This is a genomic window from Konateibacter massiliensis, assembly GCF_900184995.1.
Classification (GTDB): domain Bacteria; phylum Bacillota; class Clostridia; order Lachnospirales; family Lachnospiraceae; genus Lachnotalea; species Lachnotalea massiliensis.
The window spans coordinates 806,419-824,809 of record NZ_LT860098.1; the positions used below are offsets into that span (position 1 = coordinate 806,419).

Sequence of the window (18,391 nt, forward strand, 5' to 3'; positions counted from 1 at the left end):
TTTATATTAGTATGCTTTATATACTCTATTGCAAACATACCATTTTTTAACGTTTTCTTTGCCTTTCTCATTGGTTGCCCTTTTTAATCTCTCATTTAAGTATTTTTTATCCGCTGATTGTATCATCTTTTTATAGCTATTTAATTTGCTACTTGGTATCTGAATAGTTACTTTTTGAGTTTTAAGTTTCGTATTATTGAAATAAGATTTTACAAATAAAGAACCTTTACCAATAGATTTAAGCTTCTTAGATTTAATTTTAATTTTAACTGCTTTCTGACTAAAATCACATATTGAATAGTTTCCAACTTTTGTTAGACTGCTTCCCAGTGTTATGTTGGTTAAACCTGTATTTGAAATTGAGTTATTTCCTATTGTTTTTACACTGTCTGGTATGACTAATTTTTTAAGAGAGTCTAGTTCAACAAATGAATAGTTTCCAATTTTAGTTAAAGTCTTTGGTAATGATATACTTGTTACCTTATACAAAGAATTAAAATTTCTGTTTCCGATACCTGTGATACCTTTTTTTACTACTACTTTTTTAATACTTTCTTTGTATTGAGCCCATGGCTCTGTTGATTCACCCTTATCATAGTCCCATACGTAATTATAAGTACTGCCTGTACCACTAATCGTTAATGTCTTACTTGATGTGTCGTAATTCCAGTATGCTGTTTTTCCACATTGTCCACTTGTTACACTTGTTTCCTCTGCTTGTACAACTCCAACGTTTCCTACTGGTGTTAAACCGCCTGACACTAATGCCAATGCCATTGTTACTACTAATAGTTTCTTGATTAAATTTTTCATGTTGTTTATTATCCTCCCTCTTCTTCCTTTATTTCTGTTCAACGCTGATTGGTGTAATTACTATATTTTCTGCTGATACTCCCGTTTTTCTTTTCATAACGTCCTCAATCTGGGCTCTTTTGGCATCGGTTACCTCTGACATATTAACGACTACATCTGCTGTATCATCCGTGATTGATACGACAACATCTTCAAATCCCTTGGACTCTAAAAGAGTTTCAGCAGCTGCCTCACGTTCTGCAATGTCAGTCATTTTAATCATGGCGTCGATGGCAGCTTGTTTTTGTTCGTCTGCAATAGCTGTATTGTTAATAATCTCTAATAAAGCTTCTTTGTTTTTTGCTCTTACCTGCTCTCTTGAAAGTTTTGCTTCTGCAATAAATCCTACATTTGTTGTTGCACTGGTAAGAACTGCTTCACCTGAAGTAGTATCTCCTGTTTCTGTGCTTTCATTTGTCGAATCTGTTGTAGCTGTATCATTCGAAGTTGTATCTGCTTCAACTGATTTAGCTTGCAATTCTTGTATCTGTGATTGCAAATCCGTAACACTTGTCTGTAATTCTGTTAGCTGATTATTTGCATCAGATAATGCTAATTCTTTTTCTGATTTAATGTTTTTTAAACTTTGTCTTTGAACTAATAAATATCCATTTCCTAAAATTGATATTGATAATAAAATTACTAAAATAATAAAAATTTTTTTATTTTTCATAAGTGCTTTCCTCTCTTGCAGTTATCTACTGTGAACTTTATCTACCCTAAACATATTACTGTAACTCAAGGCAACAATAATTTTTGCCCTTCTTTTAATTTGTTATCATTTTCTATATTATTTAATTCACAAATCTTTTCAACCATGTCTTTGTTGCCATATAATTTCATGCTAATAGTTGCTAATGTATCTCCCTTTTCAACAGTATAAGAATCTTCATTTTCCTGTGAGATTTGCTCATTTTCTGTACTATTTGACTCAATAGTCTTTCCAAGTGTTTCCTCTGAGCTTTCTATTTCTGTAACAACTCCGACTGATGAACCTGCTTCACTTGGACTTACTTCATCTGATGTTAAATCTAAATCATAACTTTCAATTTCACCTTCCTTATTTGGTGATTTTGAGTTTAAACTTTCATCCGAACTAGCATTGGTTGTTTTTTCAGTTGATTTAGCTTGTAGCTCTTCTACTTGGGTTTGTAAATCCGTAACACTCGACTGTAATTCGGTTAATTGATTATTTGCATCTGTTAAAGCCGTTTCTTTTTCTGCTGTTGCTTCTTTTAAACTTTGATTTTGAATAAACAAAACTCCGTTACCTATTATAGAAAATACCAATAATACCACAATTATAATAGTTTTTTTGTTTTTCATATGTATCTCCCTTTTCCTTCCCTTGTTTTCTCTTTTTATTATATTTTACCATAATTATACATTATATTATTCATTTAATCAATTACAAATAGTGTACTGATACTACACCAATTGTTATGCTTATCACTTTACAATTAGTGTAGGAGGTGTTTACTCAATGATTAAAGGAATGGCTGACAAACTTAAACAATTACGTGTTGAAAATGGATTATCACAAAAGGAAGTTTCCAATATTTTGGAAGTGTCACCTTCAATTATTTCTGGTTACGAAACTGGTGAAAGAACTCCAAGTCTTGAAAATTTACTCGCATTATCCTATTTATATAAATGTAGCACTGATTATTTATTAGGTAGAAACCAAGATAAACCATCTGTTACTATTGATGTATCAAATCTGAATCAAGAGCAGATTCACGCTCTTCATGTTTTAATTAAAACAATAAAGGCATGAGAACTTTTAATCCCATGCCTTCTTTTTTACTTTGTATGATAGTTCCCAAATATCTTTGCTTAAAATGGGTACCCTTTCTCTATGTTTCTACATCATCATGTATTTCATCTGCCGGATCACTCTTTACCATGATATGATATTCTTGTGTACCATCTTCTTTGTAAACTGCAACTGCTCCTAAGTAATCATATATTTTTATGGCTGTCTGTGTTAACTTTTTGTTTATGTCCGATACTACTACTCCAAAATCGTATACCCTTTGTGATGACATATTGTATTTTATTAGGTGTGTGGCTTGAAGTGTAGTTGCATACACAAAAACTTTTGTGCCTTCGTAAGCGATTATCTCATATAATCCATGGTGAAATTCTGGTCTTTTTAGTGCGGCTACAATTATGAATCTGTTACACAGCCTACAATAGTCTCTGTTAAACTCTACCCTTATCTTACCTGACTTTTTTAACTCTATAATTTTTAGAACTTTTGGAACTTCTTTTGCTTGCTCCCATTTTAACTGAGGTTTTCTTTTTGTTTCTATTGTTACTTTCTTACTTCCTACTGAAACTACTTTGTAAAATTTTCCTAAACCTTTATACCTCTTACTGTTCCATTGGTTAAATGGCTCTTGTTTTATTCCACCTATGATTGCTAACCTTGGAACCTCCTTAATACTACTGACTGCAAGGGATTGTATTCCTACTTTTGTTGCTCCGTTTGTTAGCTTTTTAAAGTGCTTTATGATTTCTTCTTTTGTCTCTACTGAAATCTTTCCTGAACATATTTCATACATATACATGAGTTGTCTTGCTGTCATTTCATCTAAACCTAGTAGTTTTAAATTCCGTACATTGTATGGTTTGTTGTAGCTGATTAATTCTGCATATGTTTGCTCTAGTAAAAGGATTGCTTGCTGGTCAAATCGTAGCTTTATTAAGTATTCTCGGTTTATGTCTACTTCATCAAACTTTACTTTTTCTTCTTTGCCTGTTTCTTCATTATAAATATAGTTATCCATTTATTCTCCACCACCTATTAATATTAATAATTTTCACTCAACTAGATGCTTCATTTAGTACCTTTTTCCTTAAACCACTCGGAAATTTTCCACACCAATTTTCTACACCAATTTTTTCTTCTGGGAAATTCTTCTCAATTTTCTCCTATTTTTTCCTTGGATTTTTGACCCCGACTGCATACCTATTTTTTCACTTTATGTATAGCTGATTTTTTACCATGTAGAAGTTGAATCTATCAGAAGAACTCTCAACTTTGAACTTACGCCACAAATTTATCAGGAAGAAATTGTTTTTCTTTTTATTGTTGGTAATTGACTTATTGTATATAAACTTTCCACTACTGCACACCCTTTGTTCTTGCTCTATGCTTGGTAGGGAGAAAAGGGAATGAATGAAAGGTTTTGAGGTACTGCTTCCCTGCTCTTTTTCTCATTGGGATAAAAAATAAACACTACTCACATTTAAATGAATAGTGTTTATTCTGTACTTCTGTGTTATAGATAATTTCTGTGGGCATATGAGGTATCTATTACTATGTAATCTTCTTTTACTTGCTTGATTCCTATGATTACGTCATGTTCCATCCACCGCTTTATTTGCTCTAGGTTAAGCTGATATTTCTTATCCTCTCCATTGATTGCTATTATTTCTGTTTTCTCACGGAAAGCTTTTACTTCTAAAAGTATTAATGTTTCAGATGTGTCTTCTCTTTTACCTTCCCCATCTATATAGGAGATTTTGTCTATGTTTTTTATTCTGCCGTTTAATACTACCCTATGCCCTGGACTACTTTTCTCTCTATATTTCAAGCCTACTATTTGATGCCCTTGTTCTAGTAAACTCTCTATGTTTTCTTTGGCTACAATAACACTTACTTCTTTCTGTGTATTGTATATTTTATAACCAATTATGCTATCGTCTGATTTTGATTTTACTCTTCCAATTAAATATGCTGTTGTTTCCATGTGTTTTCCCCTTTTCTATGCTGGTGTTTGGTTACTAAGCAATGGTTTCAGATAAACTCTGTTATCATATTCTGAGTGATGAATGATGTACTGCTCTCCTACTTCACTTAACCCTACGATGTAATCGTGTAATAGCCATTGCTTTATTTGATGTAAATTAAGAATATATAACTTGTCCTCTGCATCTACACAGAGGATTTCTACTTTATCTTCAAAATCATATACCTCTATAAGTACAAGTGTATGAACTGAATTACTCTTTCTTTTGCCGTCTTTACCTAAACATGACAAGTGCTTTATGTTACTGATTTCAGGGTTTATTACTACTTTTTCTGTGTACTCATTCTGCTTAAATCCTATTATCCGTCTGCCTTTTTTTACTTCTAGTATGATATCTTCTCTTGACATGATCGTTGACTCTCTTGATTTTGAATCATACAGTTTATATGCTACTGTATGGAAAAGACCTTGTTTTACTTTTCCTGTTACGTATAATGCCATTGTTTTTCCTCCTGCTTTCTTCTTCGCCTTGCTCTCTTTTGCTTCCCCTGTTTACCTTAAACCTCCTATTAGTTTTTCTAATTGTTGAGCCGGACCTCCAAATAACTTTATTAAATAGAGAACTATATCAAGCTCATTTACATAAATGAGTATTATGCCAACTACTATTATTACGATACACCTTAATGTTACTTGGCTTGCCGTCATGTAGCTCCTTTGGTCTGCATTATATTGTGGTAAGTCTTCTTCGTACTTTACTGCTACCCAGTAACCAAATGATAGCTTTTCTAATACCCTCATTCCTATATCTACATTAGTGTCGATTAACCAACCTAACATTAAAGAGATTGACCAACAAATTAAAAACCATCCCAGTATCATGAAAAATGTTCTCATGGTATGCATTCTCTCTGTGTTGGCATCTGCTGTGAACTCATCTTGTATCTTTGCTACTATCTTCAGGTCTAAGATTATTACTCCATCTTGGCTTAATTCATATGCATAGAAGCTTTTTAGGTAGTCGTTTAATTCACTATGGTTGACTGTGTAGATGAACTTGTTTTCTTTTAAATATGTGTTCCACCAATCTAAGGAAGCTTCTGTGCTTTGACTTTCTATCCATGTAGAGTATAATGCTGAGTCAAATAGTCCACACTTTGTTGTTAATGCATAGAACCTTTGCTTTTGTTCTGAGTCTGCGTTATTACCCTGTGCTTCCTCTTGTTCTTGTTTTTGTTTTAATTCAACGTTATAATCCTGCAGTCCTACTTCTGTTCCTGGAAACATTAGTGTTGGTTTAATGCTGGTATTCACTGTTTCATGTTCTAGGTTGTCTATGGTTGAGGTACCACTACTATTTTCTTCAGCTGGTGTTTTTGCTGGTGTGGCACTCTTTAGAGTGAGTGAAACTACTTTGGCTTTATCTGCATAAACACTGTTGATACTTTCAGCATCACAAAAGTCTGTAATTTGTAGTTTCGGACTGTTTACGACTTCTACTCCATTCCTATCTACGAAAGAAGCCATGTCGCTCTCTTTACTCCACTTGGGAGTGAACTGCGAATACTTTGTATTGTTGTAATTCTCCTGTACTATCCAATCAGTAAACTTAATTCTTATTTTTCTACCAAAGATGGCGAGTGGTTCATCTGTGACGAACTCAGGTGCATAGGTTGCTTCTAGGTAATCTCTTAAAATGATTCGACCACATTGAATCGTTTTAGATGCTCCATCATCTATTAAACTATGACGGATTTCTGTTGTTGTCATGCCTTTGATTATGAAAGAAGATTTTCCTGTTTGAGTTTCGTTATCTGCTCCTGATACTGTCAGGTAAGAATTCTCAGGGTTTGATATTGGTGTACCACTTGCTAACCAACCACCATTGCCATCTGAATCATACTTGATTAAGTTTCCAGTCCATAAGTTGATGCCTAAACCTGATTTTGTTAATTCTCCTGATACGGTGTTATCTTGATTATCAATTAAACTGCTTAATATTGAGACTGGATATTCTAAGAGATAAACTCTGTTTATTCCATTGTCTGTTGAAAATATATACTTACCCTCATTTAAACCTACTATACTGTCAAGGTTATTTACTGCTTCTTGGGAAAACTCTGTGAATTTGAATGATAATGAGGGTACACCCCATTGTTTTACTATCATGTCATAGCCAGGTTGTGTGTTCTGCCCATTCAGTGGCTGGTCTAAACTATTTTTAATTATTTTGTTCTCTTCTTTGGTCATATCGAGGAGGGTTACTGCTTCTCCATTTTCATCTAGTGCTTTTACAAAGTAATTGTTGAGAGTTCCAACGTTTACCTTTGTTCCCTTCTCTGTCTTTTTGATATTGCTTTGTAATAACTCTGTTATCCCATCAATTGAATTAGTACCATCTGACGAAAAAATGTCTGGTGATAATACATAAACCTCAAAGCCAAATTTCTTGTTTACCTCCGCAGCCACTTTATCATCTACTAATACCATTGGCTCTGCAACGTTTTGTACACCTTCTGGGTTTGTATCATATGTATCTGCTGTATCAGTGAGTACTCCTTGTGAACATAGGTAATTGGCTAAAGCTAAATCATTTAAACCATCTGTTGGAGTGTAATCTGACTCGGATTTGAATACTTTCTTTTGCTTTCCATCATTATCTGTTATTGAATCTGCTCCAAAATAGGTATGTATATCTAAACCATCTATTTTGACATACCTTGATATACTTCGTGTTAGTGTTGTTTTACCAGAGGAAGCGAGTGATTCTGCCTGCTCATCATATTTACTTGCTATGTTATCTAAGTTATTTATTACCATTTCATGAGTCTTTGAAGATATGAAGTTTGATGCATACAGTTGATCTGCGATTTGCTGGTTTAATGATACTCTTTGATGCATTGCTGCATTTATATCTGTGTCGAGGAAATCCTTTAATCGTGCTGAACAACCTACTGTTGTGAGGGTAAATAAACTTATTAAACTTATGAGTTTTATACGCTTTAAATTCTTTGTAGTTTTGGATTGCTTGGACTTTTTCATTGTGTTTCCTCCCTTTGGTTTAACTCCTATTTTTTTATTAGTAGGCTCGATTGTTATAAAGGGCGTGTGGCGTTAACTTTTCATCAGTTACTTTTTTTACCCCTATGATTGTGTCATGGGTGAGATAGTCTTTTATTTCATCTAGTTTTAGTAGGTGTAGATTATCTTCAGCATCAACACATAAAATTTTTACTCTCTCTTTAAACCCACGCAGCTCTATTAACACTAAGGTTTGCTTGTTTTTGTGCTCACGCTCTCCTGCCCCATTTAAACGTGATAAACTAGTTATCCCTGTTATTTTAGAATTTAATATTGCATAATCATAGTTTTCAGTTCTATATAACTTCAACCCTATGATTTTATACCCTTCTAGCAGTTTTGTTGTAACATCCTCACGTGCTAAAAGCATACTTTTCTTTGTCTCTGAATTGTAGATTTTGAAGGCCTCTGTTCTTCTGTCTGTGCTTACTATTTGTCCTGTTACGTATAATGGCATATGCTCATCTCTCCTTTTTACTGTTGATGGTGGTTATTTTTTCACCATTTATCCTTTTAATAAATTACATCTATTACTTACTGGAATGTTGAAAATGAGGCATACGATATTGGAGGACACTGTTCTTTGGTGGGGTTGATTGATATGCTGGAATTGGTGAGTGTTGGGAAAAGAATTGAGATTATTTAATGTGTTAGGTGGATTTTCTTAGATGAGAGGATAAAATAAACAGTTTTAATATGTGTTTTGATGTTGAAATTTGTTGAACAATTTTGTATATTTTGATAAAATAAACTTATTATTGATTAATAAGGAGGTTTACAAATGACAAAACTATCGAAAATTAAAGAATTACTTTCTAAATTACCTAAAAATGAATGGTTAGAACTTAGTGATATTCACAATTTTATATCCACCAATATATCCTTAGATGACGGTGACTTATCCCCTATTAATGACTCCAATAACTACCCTAAATGGAAACGCACTATTCATGGAGCATTATCTAATTATAAGAGTAATGGAATAGTTGACCACATTCCAAAAGTGCCTGCTAAGCGTTCTAACTCGGGTAAAGCTGAAGAACCAAAGTATATGTTTCTTAAATAAACATCATTTCTAACTAATATATATTTACAAAATAAACCGAATGTAATCTGGATGGTGAGTTGATTACATTCGGTTTTTTGTTTCTGGTTGTACTCTCTATTGTCTCTTGCATAAATTCTTGATATAATCAAGTTGAACAAACTTAATCGGAGAGTCTAGAGAGTACAGACGCCACTGAGACTGGCACACAGAAACATGGGTGTTTCTTGTTGTTGATATTTCCCCACGAAAGGAAGAATAAGATATGTTCATAGAAACATTAATTGGTCTCATATTTATCATATGTGTATCATATGGTGCTTATGATATCCTGAAACGAATCTAGTAGTAATGCTCACTGCCCAAAGTAGTGAGCATTACTTATATCTATTCTTTTAAAAAATATTACCTTATTTATTATTTAAATGCTTGGTTTAAGGTTAATTTATATAATTGAGGTGTTTGAAAATGAAAAAACGAATGTAATCTTGATGGTGAGTTGATTACATTCGTTTTTAAGACCTATTAAGCTGCTTTGTCTTGTATTCTGTTTACTATTACCTATGTGTTTACCTGTTAAACATACCTGGTATACCTTTATTAGTATCTATTGGGCTATTTCCTTTACTTTTGCCTTGCTTAATTACTTTAGTTTCATATTTCTTGATTATACTCTTTATGTTGTCTATTCCTATTGCTGCATCTACTATTATATTTGGATTTACTATGATGTAACATGCAGATGACAATTTCTTTTGTGTCTTGAACCCTTTTGCTATCTCTTTATATTTAGCTGGGTAGCTGAATACATCATAATTTTGCTCATTACAATAATTGATTATTACTGAATTTTCTTGCTCTGGCTTCAATTGTAATACTTTAATATCCGTTAGTATCTTATCTGATATATCTGTTGTATCTAGTACCTTTGTGTTTCTTTTTACTATTATTCCTATTACATTAAACTCTATTGATGCTCTTTCTCTTATGTGAAGTTCTTTCTCTGTTACCTTAGTACCTATTTGGTTTACATGCTTTGACTCATTACTTTCATACAATTCATAAGGTTTATCAGCATACCACTTTTTAATATCCTCTAAACTTGCACTTATATTGATGTTAGAATTTAAATAGTACAAGTCAAAATGAGAAATTCCAATATAAAAAATTATGGTACAATACTTGTACTGAATCATGGAGGGTCTCATTATGCCGAAGAACTATGACAAACAATTTAAATTGGATTGCATCCAGTACTATCATGACCACAAGGAGCTTGGTTTGATTGGCTGTGCCAACAATCTTGGAATCAGCCACCAGTCTATATCAAGATGGCAAAGAGAATTTCGTGAGACAGGTGATCTCGAATCTAGAGGCTCTGGAAATTTCTCTTCGGATGAAGAAAAGGAGATTGCCCGTCTTAAGCGTGAATTGCGCGACACACAGGATGCACTTGATGTGTTAAAAAAAGCCATCGGCATTCTGGGAAAATGACGCAAGCCATTTACCTCGAAGTATCTGAGAAGACAGAAGCTTCCAAGAAAAACGGACGCCGTGTTTCTGTCTCCAGAGTGCTGCGAATCTTAGGCGTTTCACGATCGGGATATTTCGCATTTTTAAGAAAAACTCCTTCAAATACACTCGTACGAAAGAAAACTATAAAGGCCAAAATAAGAGAGATTTATGATGGCTCCAAACAAAACTATGGTGCTCCCAAAATCACCAAAGAGCTCAAAAAAAAGGGAGAAGTTATTGCAGAACGAACGGTTGGTACCTACATGAAGGAAATGGGAATTAAAGCGCAATGGGTAAAACCATGGACAATCACTACAAAAGATTCTGATTTTAGTAACGAACTTCAAAATATCCTTGATGAACAATTCAATCCTGACCGCCCTAACGCTGTTTGGTGCACCGATATCACTTATATTTGGACCGTAGACGGATTTGTCTATCTGACAAGCATTATGGATTTGTATTCCAGGAAAATCATTGCATGGACACTTTCAGAAACGTTAGAGGTTTCTTGTGTAATTGATGCCATAACCAAAGCAAAAGCACGTCGCAAAACAGATCTTCCGTTGATTATACACAGCGATCGCGGCTCTCAGTATGTTTCAAAAGCCTACAACGAAGCAACCGAAAATATGAAGCGTAGTTATTCAAAAAAGGCCTTCCCATGGGATAATGCATGTATTGAATCATTTCATGCACTCATAAAACGGGAGTGGCTGAACCGATTTCATATCCTCGATTTCGACCAGGCTTATCGCCTCGTATTTGAATATCTAGAGGCATTTTATAATACAAAACGTATCCACAGTCACTGTGATTATATGTCACCAAATGACTTTGAAAAACTATATGAGCAGAGCCAAGATGGCCGCCTGCTTCTAGCAAGTTAATGTGAGGAATTTTTTCTCATTTTAACTTGTACTAAATCTTGACATAGGACCATATTTGGGTGTACACCATATAGTATTGTGTACTCATTATTTATTTTCATTGTTGGCAACTCCCTATCCCATTTATATTCTTTATATAAATAGTTTACCATTGTTTTTATGCGAGTACTATATCTTTTCTTTCTCTTTTTTAATTTTTTCAATCTGTAACCCCTTTTCTCCTTTAAATAAATTAATTATTTAATATATTTAATTGCTTAATTTTCATATTCTTATGAAAAAACGAATGCAATCTTGATGGTGAGTTGATTACATTCGTTTCTTTTATTTTTTAGATACTAATTAATTGTCTTTTACTGATGCTTCTATTCCATTTATTACTTCTCTATGATACCCTGGTAAATCTACATGATTTTCTTCTGCTTCTTTGGCAGTTTTTGCTAATTTTGACTCCATTGAATCTTCTGAATTAATATCTGCATCTAGCTTTTGATTACTCATCATATTTCCTATTGCTTTATTTTCACAATTTTTAAATCTTGTCATTGCATCTAATTCTTCTTGTGTGTAACCTGATAAATAGGCATCCATCAAGTCCTTTTTATCTGCTTGAGTTTTAGCTACTACTTGTGCTTCTGTGGTCATGTAGGAATATGCACTGATGTCTACTGTATCTTCTGTTATGTTTTGATAATATGCTAGGTTGTTTCTATCGAATGGGACTGTTCCTTTAAAACCTGATGCATCTGCTTCTCTGTCTATTGTAGTTGCTGGGTCTGTAGTCTCACTTCCTGTTTCAGTACTACTTGCGTTTCCTGTGTTTGCTCCTAGTGCTGCATCAGTTGCATAACCGTCTCTGGCTGCTACTGCTGTGTAGGCGTTTGTTACCATTTCTAGTAGGTCGGCTTTGGTGATTGCTTCATCCCAGTTGGACTCTGTTACGTTGTCTCCTAGTAAACCGATTTCTTTCGCTACTACCATTGCTTTGTATAAATCTTCTGGTGCTCCTTTATCTACATTCTGTAATGAATACACTAATTCATATGATGTTAAATAATCTTTGCTGTCACTCTTATCAAATCCGGCTTTCTTGGAGATATCTCCTCCATTTTTACAATCACTGTAACTTGATGCTTTGCTGGTGTCTATTGAGTTGTATTCATCTGCAAAGTATCTTTGTACTAACATGTATATGGCTTCTGCTCGTGTCATTGTGCCATTGTAGGTTGTAGCATTTAAACTCTTGTCTGCTAACCCTAAGTAACCGTAGTTTACGAATGGCTCTGCTGTTGCGTTGTACTCTGATGTACCTACTGCTGTGTCGAACTCTTCATCTGCTGTTAAACCATCTGTTACTGGATATTCTGCTCTGTAGACTGCGGACAAGACCTCTGCTCTTGATAATGTATCGTCTGCGTTATATAAACCTGTTTCGCCGTCTTGCAATATATTGAAGTAGGCGTTTAGAGCTGCGTATTTGGCTACTCCCATTGAACTTGATGTGGAGTCTGCATCTACGTCTGTGTAAACATTACTTACTGCTTGTTGGACTGCTTGCTGAACTTCTTCATTCTCCCAGTATCCTGTGATGAATTGTTTATTTTGGAAGGCATTATAGAGGTTGTTGTTTCCCCACTGATTTCCTTCTTCGTCTATATAACATACACCATTCTTTGAATCGTCTCCATAAGCTACTATGCCTAATGCACTGTCAAAAGCTGTTCGAAAATCTGGATAGGTTTGAAGTTTATCCAGGGGTTGCCATGTAAGGTGGAGTTTCTTTGTATATTCATCTGTGGTGCCTGATACTTCTATCTCAATTGCTTGACCTGAATTAAACTGGTCTAGTAAACTATTATTCTTTGTACACCCTACTAAATTTATTAAACCTAATGAAATTATTAGTGTAACTGCTATTTTATCCCTCTTCATCGTTTGTATCCTCCCTTTGTTACCATGTATAGGAAAATTATACCATTTCATCATTTGTATGGAAAGTACTTTTATTTCTTCTATACTGTCGTATTAAATAATTATTAAATTAAACACTCTTTGTATTGCATATGACATGGTTCGCCTTTATAATATTTATTGTGACATATGAAGTCATTTCCATTTCTTTGTCACTCCTTATTAATTATTTATACTCCCCTCAAAAAAGACATCTATAGCTCCCCTGTAGGTGTCTTTTTCATTGTGATTTAAGTTGAGGAGGAGATCGTAGTTGCTCTGTTGGGCTTGTTGACTCGTTTTATATCCTTTGCTTTCTTCTACTAGTACCTTTGTCGTTTTTTTCTTAGTCCTTGTTACTCTGTTATTGGCTTTGTTGGAGGTTGGTGGGGTGGTGATTGCATTCTATTAGTATCCTCTTATCCTTCCTCCTATAAGTATAAATTTTTATCCATATTGTTATTTGTTTTTCTTATATGTTGTGGTAAGTGCTATTATATTGACACTCTGTTGTACTTTTCTTTGAAATGATAAGGTTCCCATAAATTGCTTCTTAAAGTGGTTTCTCCTACTTTTTATTTAAATCTCTGTGTCTATATGGATTGGTTTATATGGTGCAGTGGAGGAGTTTTCATTTTCTATACTGGTTGGCTCACTGTGGCTTTATTTTATCCCTTTGTACTCCCCCTTATAAATAAACCCTATATGGCTAAGGCTTTAATTTACTTGAGTCTTAGGTTTATTAACAATAATGCTCTGATGGAAATTGAGTTTGAAATTCTCATTGTAATACTTTGGACGTCGGATTGTAGAACTCATCTTTTTATGTAAAGGGCGTGGAATTGAAATGTTGAAAAAAGGCACCCCTCTAAGTTCTTTGTATCACTTAGAATTGGAGTGCACTTGTTAAGAATTAAATGCTGGTTTAATGTCTTTCCTCTGCATGAGCTAGTCTCCTTTCTTTAATTGAGTAAGCACTTTTTTTGTTATTTATAGTTATATTTTGCTATTATTATGTTATAATTAAATATCACAAATAAACTGTTAGGAGTTTTACTATGGATAAATTCTTCGACTTTGTTAAAAATAATCCTGCTGTCATTGCATTGATTCCAGCCTCAATCCAAGCCGTTGTTTCTCTACTTACTTTCTTAAAAAGAAAGAATGAGATCCCAAAAGCAACATATTCCAATATTAATTATGGTAATCAAATCAATGCTGGCACCAATTCTCAAAACACTATTAATGATTATTCTAATAGTGGTAATACAACTATAAATAATAACCATACAAATAACACATCTTCTAATACAAGTGGATATGACGCTATCGGATATTTATTGCTATTTTTCTTTGCACTTGTTATTGTTCTTTGTTTCTATTTGCAAAATAAAGATATTATTTTATCATCCGTTTTTATTTTAGTTTTTTCATTTTACATTTTCAATTTTCTATCGCTGCCGAAAAGTCAACAATTAATAATAAAAACAATAATCTATGTAATATTGACTGCTCTATGTTACTTTTTAATTTCTTACAACTACTTTAAACCAAATACATTTGACAGCTTTGTAACACAAATTAATAACACACCTATATTTATAGATAAATGCATATTAGTTAAGAATAATGGTCTAATACTTTACTACATATGTTTTCAAATTGGTGCTTTATTACTCTTGTCTGTAACACCGCTTTATAATATTATGAATAATATAAAATTTCTCACCTCTAGTAAACCAGGAGAATATTTAAGCCCTACTATTTGTTTAAGTTTAACATTAATCCTTTTGTGTATTCCCGCAATTTTACCTTATTTCATTTCGACGTGGTAGGTTTGATATCTATCACGCTTTTCCTCTCATAAAATTGATACATTAAAAAATGCCTTTCCTATCCTTTTTTAATAAAATTCTAAATTATCTTATTGTTCATTTAATCAGTTATTGGTATCATTAATAACTTTCACAAAACTCGGTTTTCTTTCCTTATTTTCATCTCTATTATAATATTCTTTAACGTTTCTAAAAATTGTATACAGTCCATCTTTATTGGTTTCCCCATAGTCTAATAATAAATTTTTGAATAAATAAACAGCTCCTTCTTTTGTATTTACACGAATTGAAGATGTTTTCCCACCGGCAATTGATTTATAGCTATTTATCTCAAATTCGTCGGGAATGTCCAAGAAGTCCAAAATCAGCTCTTTTAGGCAATTTGAATAAGATGGAAATCTAACTTTATCCATATAATGTTTTTCAAAATATTCATGTATTTCTTCTTTATTCTTTGTATTTAATTGAACGTTAAAGACAGTATAATATTCTGCCTGTTCACTTTCAAAAAACTTTCTTTCCATTTCATCAATGCCCTCATTTGTCTTTGAAATAGTTGTTTTTAAAAAATCAAAGGCATAAGTAATTTCTTCTTTATTTTCATCTATTATCATAGATACTCCTTTCAAACCAACTAATATAAATCATATACTTTCCTCAAGCTTATCTTCTTTTCGTATTTATTAATCTTACATTTTTCTTTATAATACCACACTTTTATGAACTGTCATATTACATTTTCAAGATTTTCCCCTTTACAAAATCCGCATTATACATGTTTATTTTATCCATATCATTCCTGTATACCGTTTTTTAGCTACTGTAATTCGTGGCTTATAATTTTATTGAACTTACTATTGCTACTACTGAATTTGCTCTGTTTACTTGGGTCTTATTTTTTCTTGTTGTAAATCCTTTAAACCCTTTTACATCTCTAATTCTCCCATATCCCACTTAGCCTTACATTTTCCCACTTAAACTATTAAACCACCTGGAAAACCCCTAAATCAAAGCCAAATCCCTATCCTAAGGCTCGGACTGGCTCTGTGGATTTCTGGAATTTCATTTTCTCTATCTATTCATATCTTTCAAATTCAATCATACAGTCACCACATACTATGTTAATGTCTTTGGTTACTCGGCACTTATTTCCACAACATGGGCATTGTAGCTTTCTTGTACTACTCTGTTTCTTTGGTGGTGTGATAGTTATTGAATTTGAGCCATTTGCATCTGTACCTGGGGTTGTGCCTAGACTTAGTTCCATAAACTCACTTCTATTTATATCTATTGGTTTCTTTATACCATATTGCTCTATTACTTTAATCAAATCCTCACTAGGTTGTGTTACTGAATAACCTATGTATTTTTTGTAGGTGATGATGAGTCCTCGCTTCTCTGCTTCTTCCTTGAATAGTTTGTTATGGTATCTACCATGAGATGATATTTCTTTTATACCTTTGATAGAGCAGTAATAATGGATCATCTCATGCAGCAAACTCGCGATTAAATTTTCTATAGGACGATTTAAGTGCTCAGCAGATAGATTGATCTCATGGAGCCTTTGTCCCTCCTCTACTCTCCAGACTGGTTGTACTGTAAAGTGACCGTTACTTCTTGGACTGCTCATTATCGTAATTACAATTGGTGTTAGTTCATTATTAAAATAAACCTCATTGAGGACATCAAAGCCTCTTTCTAATACTTCTTGCATATCTTTTAGCATATTATTTTCCTTCCTCTCTTAACTCTTTTAACCTTTATTGGTAGAGGTATATAACCTGGATTCTCGGAAACCCATGACGAGAATCCTAAAAACCCTTATAAATACTAAATTCTTTGCTCGTCATGCATTTTACGCATGATGATGAAAATTCTGCATTTAAAATCCATGAAAGCATTGATTTTACTACATTCCCCATTGTTTCTCGTTATGAGTCCCGAGAATCTAGGATATAATATAAGTGCCGATTTCGTAGTCGTATACTACTAACTATATGCCTATAAATTAGGCACTGACTCTTTGCCAGTGCCATTTGAATTACTATCTATGTCTTAGATAAACAACCCCATTTAAAATAAGAGCTATTTCTTTTAGCTTTTCTGTTATAACTGCTACATCACTTTCCTTTATAGAACAAAAATCTCCGTCCTCTGTGTATCTACAAACGAAACAGTTGCCCATGATTATCTCAACTAGCTCTCCGTTCTCTAACCACGCTACTGTTGGTTGTAAACCTAGCAACTTTCCTTCATCATTGCAAATCAAATCTAACTCGTCAGTTAAACTAACGCATTCTATTAAACCCTCTACGAACCTTTGCTCTTCTTTCAGACTGTTTTTAATCTCCATTACTGCTCCGTCTTGCCCTATCACGAATCCATATACTTTCATATGTTACCTCCAATATTTATTTGATTTGATATAAATACTGTAACGCTTATTTATAGTGATGTCTGTGGAGTTTGTATACGGAGATTAGTTGCTATTTTTGTTGATGTTGTAGAATACTTGATCCATATTTTATAAACATATTTTAATTTGCTTGACATTTTTATTAATTAAAAATATAATAAAATCAATTATTTGATTGGGGGTATTGTGATGAGAGATATTAGTCTTACTATTTTATTTCAGGAAATGGAAAAAGCTTATAGTCAACAAAGTTGGAAGAAATTCTATAAACCCAAGCTTGAAAAGTTTTTTAATGAATATAAGGACAGAGGGCCCATTGAGAGTATATCTACTTATGATGTGGAAATGTTTTTAAAAAAGTTTGTTCCTAATTCACCAATTCATGCAAACTATTATAATGCATTAAGTTCATTTTACAATTTTGCATATGAACACTCAAAAGTCAATAACATTATGTTGGAAATACCAAAACCTATTATAGAGCGAAAAGAACCTGTTTATATAGATGATAATGATATCATTTTGATTAAAGACTTTATTTCTAATTCTAAAAACAAATTATATGATAGACTATTATTAGGGTTAATATTGTATACTGGTCTACCCAGAAGATATCTGTTTGATTTGCAAAAACATAATATAAGACCAGATGCTATCTGGATATTAGACGAAAATGGCGAACATAAAATACCAATTAGTAATAGCCTTAAAGATATTATTAAAGAATATACTGAAATTACAAAGCATGTAAGCCCATATAGCAAAGTATTCAAGTATTCACAGGACACCTCAATAAGTTCACGTATATCAGAATTAACAAAAAAGATAACTGGTCATTCTTATACTCCTAATATTATAGGAAATACTTTTATTAAAAATGCCTTGTCTATTGAACCAGATATTTATTCCATAGGGCGAATCGCTTTAAAATCTGTTGCAACAATAGAAAAGCATTTTTCATCACAAATTGACAATGAAATATTTGAACGTCAGCAAGAAATAGTTAATGGAATATAAATCTTATCATATGAGTTTAATAAAGAGAAAGC

Annotated in this window: 19 protein-coding genes; 6 read left to right on the forward strand and 13 right to left on the reverse strand. The window is 33.1% G+C overall.

Translation table 11 applies throughout. The annotated features are described in order from the left end of the window. Positions 1 to 6: 6 nt before the first annotated feature. The 3 genes from CTY48_RS04920 to CTY48_RS04930 all read right to left on the reverse strand — a co-directional run bounded on the left by CTY48_RS04920 (position 7) and on the right by CTY48_RS04930 (position 2,178). Positions 7 to 813, reverse strand: coding sequence for a leucine-rich repeat domain-containing protein (locus CTY48_RS04920; RefSeq protein ID WP_099467399.1), 807 nt, complete (start codon positions 811 to 813; stop codon positions 7 to 9). Positions 814 to 841: 28 nt separating this feature from the next. Next, positions 842 to 1,525: a SpoIIIAH-like family protein gene (locus tag CTY48_RS04925; RefSeq protein WP_099467400.1), complete on the reverse strand. Its 684-nt coding sequence runs from the start codon at positions 1,523 to 1,525 to the stop codon at positions 842 to 844. 65 nt (positions 1,526 to 1,590) lie between these two features. Further along, positions 1,591 to 2,178: a LysM peptidoglycan-binding domain-containing protein gene (locus CTY48_RS04930; RefSeq protein ID WP_099467401.1), complete on the reverse strand. Its 588-nt coding sequence runs from the start codon at positions 2,176 to 2,178 to the stop codon at positions 1,591 to 1,593. A gap of 157 nt (positions 2,179 to 2,335) precedes the next feature. On the opposite strand from CTY48_RS04930, the gene CTY48_RS04935 reads away from it, so the two are divergent. Further along, the gene (locus CTY48_RS04935; protein ID WP_099467402.1) at positions 2,336 to 2,629 is read left to right on the forward strand and encodes a helix-turn-helix domain-containing protein; all 294 of its coding nucleotides are present in this window, start codon (positions 2,336 to 2,338) and stop codon (positions 2,627 to 2,629) included. Between the two features lie 79 nt (positions 2,630 to 2,708). Here CTY48_RS04935 and CTY48_RS04940 read toward each other — a convergent pair whose 3' ends face one another. From CTY48_RS04940 to CTY48_RS04960, 5 genes are all read right to left on the reverse strand, one after another. After that, the gene (locus CTY48_RS04940; RefSeq protein ID WP_099467403.1) at positions 2,709 to 3,644 is read right to left on the reverse strand and encodes a hypothetical protein; all 936 of its coding nucleotides are present in this window, start codon (positions 3,642 to 3,644) and stop codon (positions 2,709 to 2,711) included. A 495-nt stretch (positions 3,645 to 4,139) separates the two neighbouring features. Next, complete coding sequence (locus CTY48_RS04945) at positions 4,140 to 4,610, reverse strand: hypothetical protein (protein WP_099467404.1); 471 nt, start codon at positions 4,608 to 4,610, stop codon at positions 4,140 to 4,142. Between the two features lie 15 nt (positions 4,611 to 4,625). After that, entirely contained in the window at positions 4,626 to 5,111 is a 486-nt protein-coding gene (locus CTY48_RS04950; protein ID WP_099467405.1) for a hypothetical protein, read from the reverse strand. Positions 5,112 to 5,162: 51 nt separating this feature from the next. After that, positions 5,163 to 7,652 (reverse strand): hypothetical protein, encoded by a 2,490-nt coding sequence (locus CTY48_RS04955; protein WP_099467406.1) that lies wholly within the window; start codon positions 7,650 to 7,652, stop codon positions 5,163 to 5,165. Between the two features lie 37 nt (positions 7,653 to 7,689). Next, positions 7,690 to 8,148: a hypothetical protein gene (locus tag CTY48_RS04960; protein ID WP_099467407.1), complete on the reverse strand. Its 459-nt coding sequence runs from the start codon at positions 8,146 to 8,148 to the stop codon at positions 7,690 to 7,692. A gap of 324 nt (positions 8,149 to 8,472) precedes the next feature. Between CTY48_RS04960 and CTY48_RS04965 the strand changes: the two genes are divergently transcribed. Continuing rightward, positions 8,473 to 8,757 (forward strand): hypothetical protein, encoded by a 285-nt coding sequence (locus CTY48_RS04965; RefSeq protein WP_099467408.1) that lies wholly within the window; start codon positions 8,473 to 8,475, stop codon positions 8,755 to 8,757. Positions 8,758 to 9,305: 548 nt separating this feature from the next. Here the strand turns inward: CTY48_RS04965 and CTY48_RS04970 are convergent. Further along, positions 9,306 to 9,932, reverse strand: a complete 627-nt coding sequence (locus CTY48_RS04970; protein ID WP_099467409.1) for a hypothetical protein — start codon at positions 9,930 to 9,932, stop codon at positions 9,306 to 9,308. A 13-nt stretch (positions 9,933 to 9,945) separates the two neighbouring features. On the opposite strand from CTY48_RS04970, the gene CTY48_RS04975 reads away from it, so the two are divergent. Both CTY48_RS04975 and CTY48_RS04980 read left to right on the forward strand, forming a co-directional pair. After that, a complete protein-coding gene (locus tag CTY48_RS04975; protein WP_099466478.1) occupies positions 9,946 to 10,230 on the forward strand; it encodes a transposase in 285 nt (94 codons plus the stop codon). Next, positions 10,227 to 11,141 carry an IS3 family transposase gene (locus CTY48_RS04980; protein ID WP_099466477.1) on the forward strand — a complete coding sequence of 305 codons (915 nt, stop codon included), beginning with the start codon at positions 10,227 to 10,229 and terminating at the stop codon, positions 11,139 to 11,141. The genes CTY48_RS04975 and CTY48_RS04980 overlap by 4 nt, the downstream gene beginning before the upstream one ends. Positions 11,142 to 11,483: 342 nt before the next feature. Here the strand turns inward: CTY48_RS04980 and CTY48_RS04990 are convergent, their stop codons facing one another. Next, positions 11,484 to 13,073 (reverse strand): hypothetical protein, encoded by a 1,590-nt coding sequence (locus CTY48_RS04990; protein WP_099467411.1) that lies wholly within the window; start codon positions 13,071 to 13,073, stop codon positions 11,484 to 11,486. Between the two features lie 1,076 nt (positions 13,074 to 14,149). On the opposite strand from CTY48_RS04990, the gene CTY48_RS04995 reads away from it, so the two are divergent. Continuing rightward, positions 14,150 to 14,926 (forward strand): hypothetical protein, encoded by a 777-nt coding sequence (locus tag CTY48_RS04995; protein ID WP_099467412.1) that lies wholly within the window; start codon positions 14,150 to 14,152, stop codon positions 14,924 to 14,926. 104 nt (positions 14,927 to 15,030) lie between these two features. On the opposite strand, the gene CTY48_RS05000 is transcribed toward CTY48_RS04995, so the two are convergent. The 3 genes from CTY48_RS05000 to CTY48_RS05010 form a co-directional block, all read right to left on the reverse strand. After that, complete coding sequence (locus CTY48_RS05000) at positions 15,031 to 15,540, reverse strand: hypothetical protein (RefSeq protein ID WP_099467413.1); 510 nt, start codon at positions 15,538 to 15,540, stop codon at positions 15,031 to 15,033. A gap of 461 nt (positions 15,541 to 16,001) precedes the next feature. Next, positions 16,002 to 16,652, reverse strand: a complete 651-nt coding sequence (locus tag CTY48_RS05005) for a SprT-like domain-containing protein (protein WP_099467414.1) — start codon at positions 16,650 to 16,652, stop codon at positions 16,002 to 16,004. 318 nt (positions 16,653 to 16,970) lie between these two features. Beyond that, positions 16,971 to 17,321 carry a DUF3846 domain-containing protein gene (locus tag CTY48_RS05010; protein ID WP_099467415.1) on the reverse strand — a complete coding sequence of 117 codons (351 nt, stop codon included), beginning with the start codon at positions 17,319 to 17,321 and terminating at the stop codon, positions 16,971 to 16,973. 210 nt (positions 17,322 to 17,531) lie between these two features. Between CTY48_RS05010 and CTY48_RS05015 the strand changes: the two genes are divergently transcribed. Next, positions 17,532 to 18,359 (forward strand): tyrosine-type recombinase/integrase, encoded by an 828-nt coding sequence (locus tag CTY48_RS05015; protein WP_099467416.1) that lies wholly within the window; start codon positions 17,532 to 17,534, stop codon positions 18,357 to 18,359. Positions 18,360 to 18,391 lie beyond the last annotated feature (32 nt).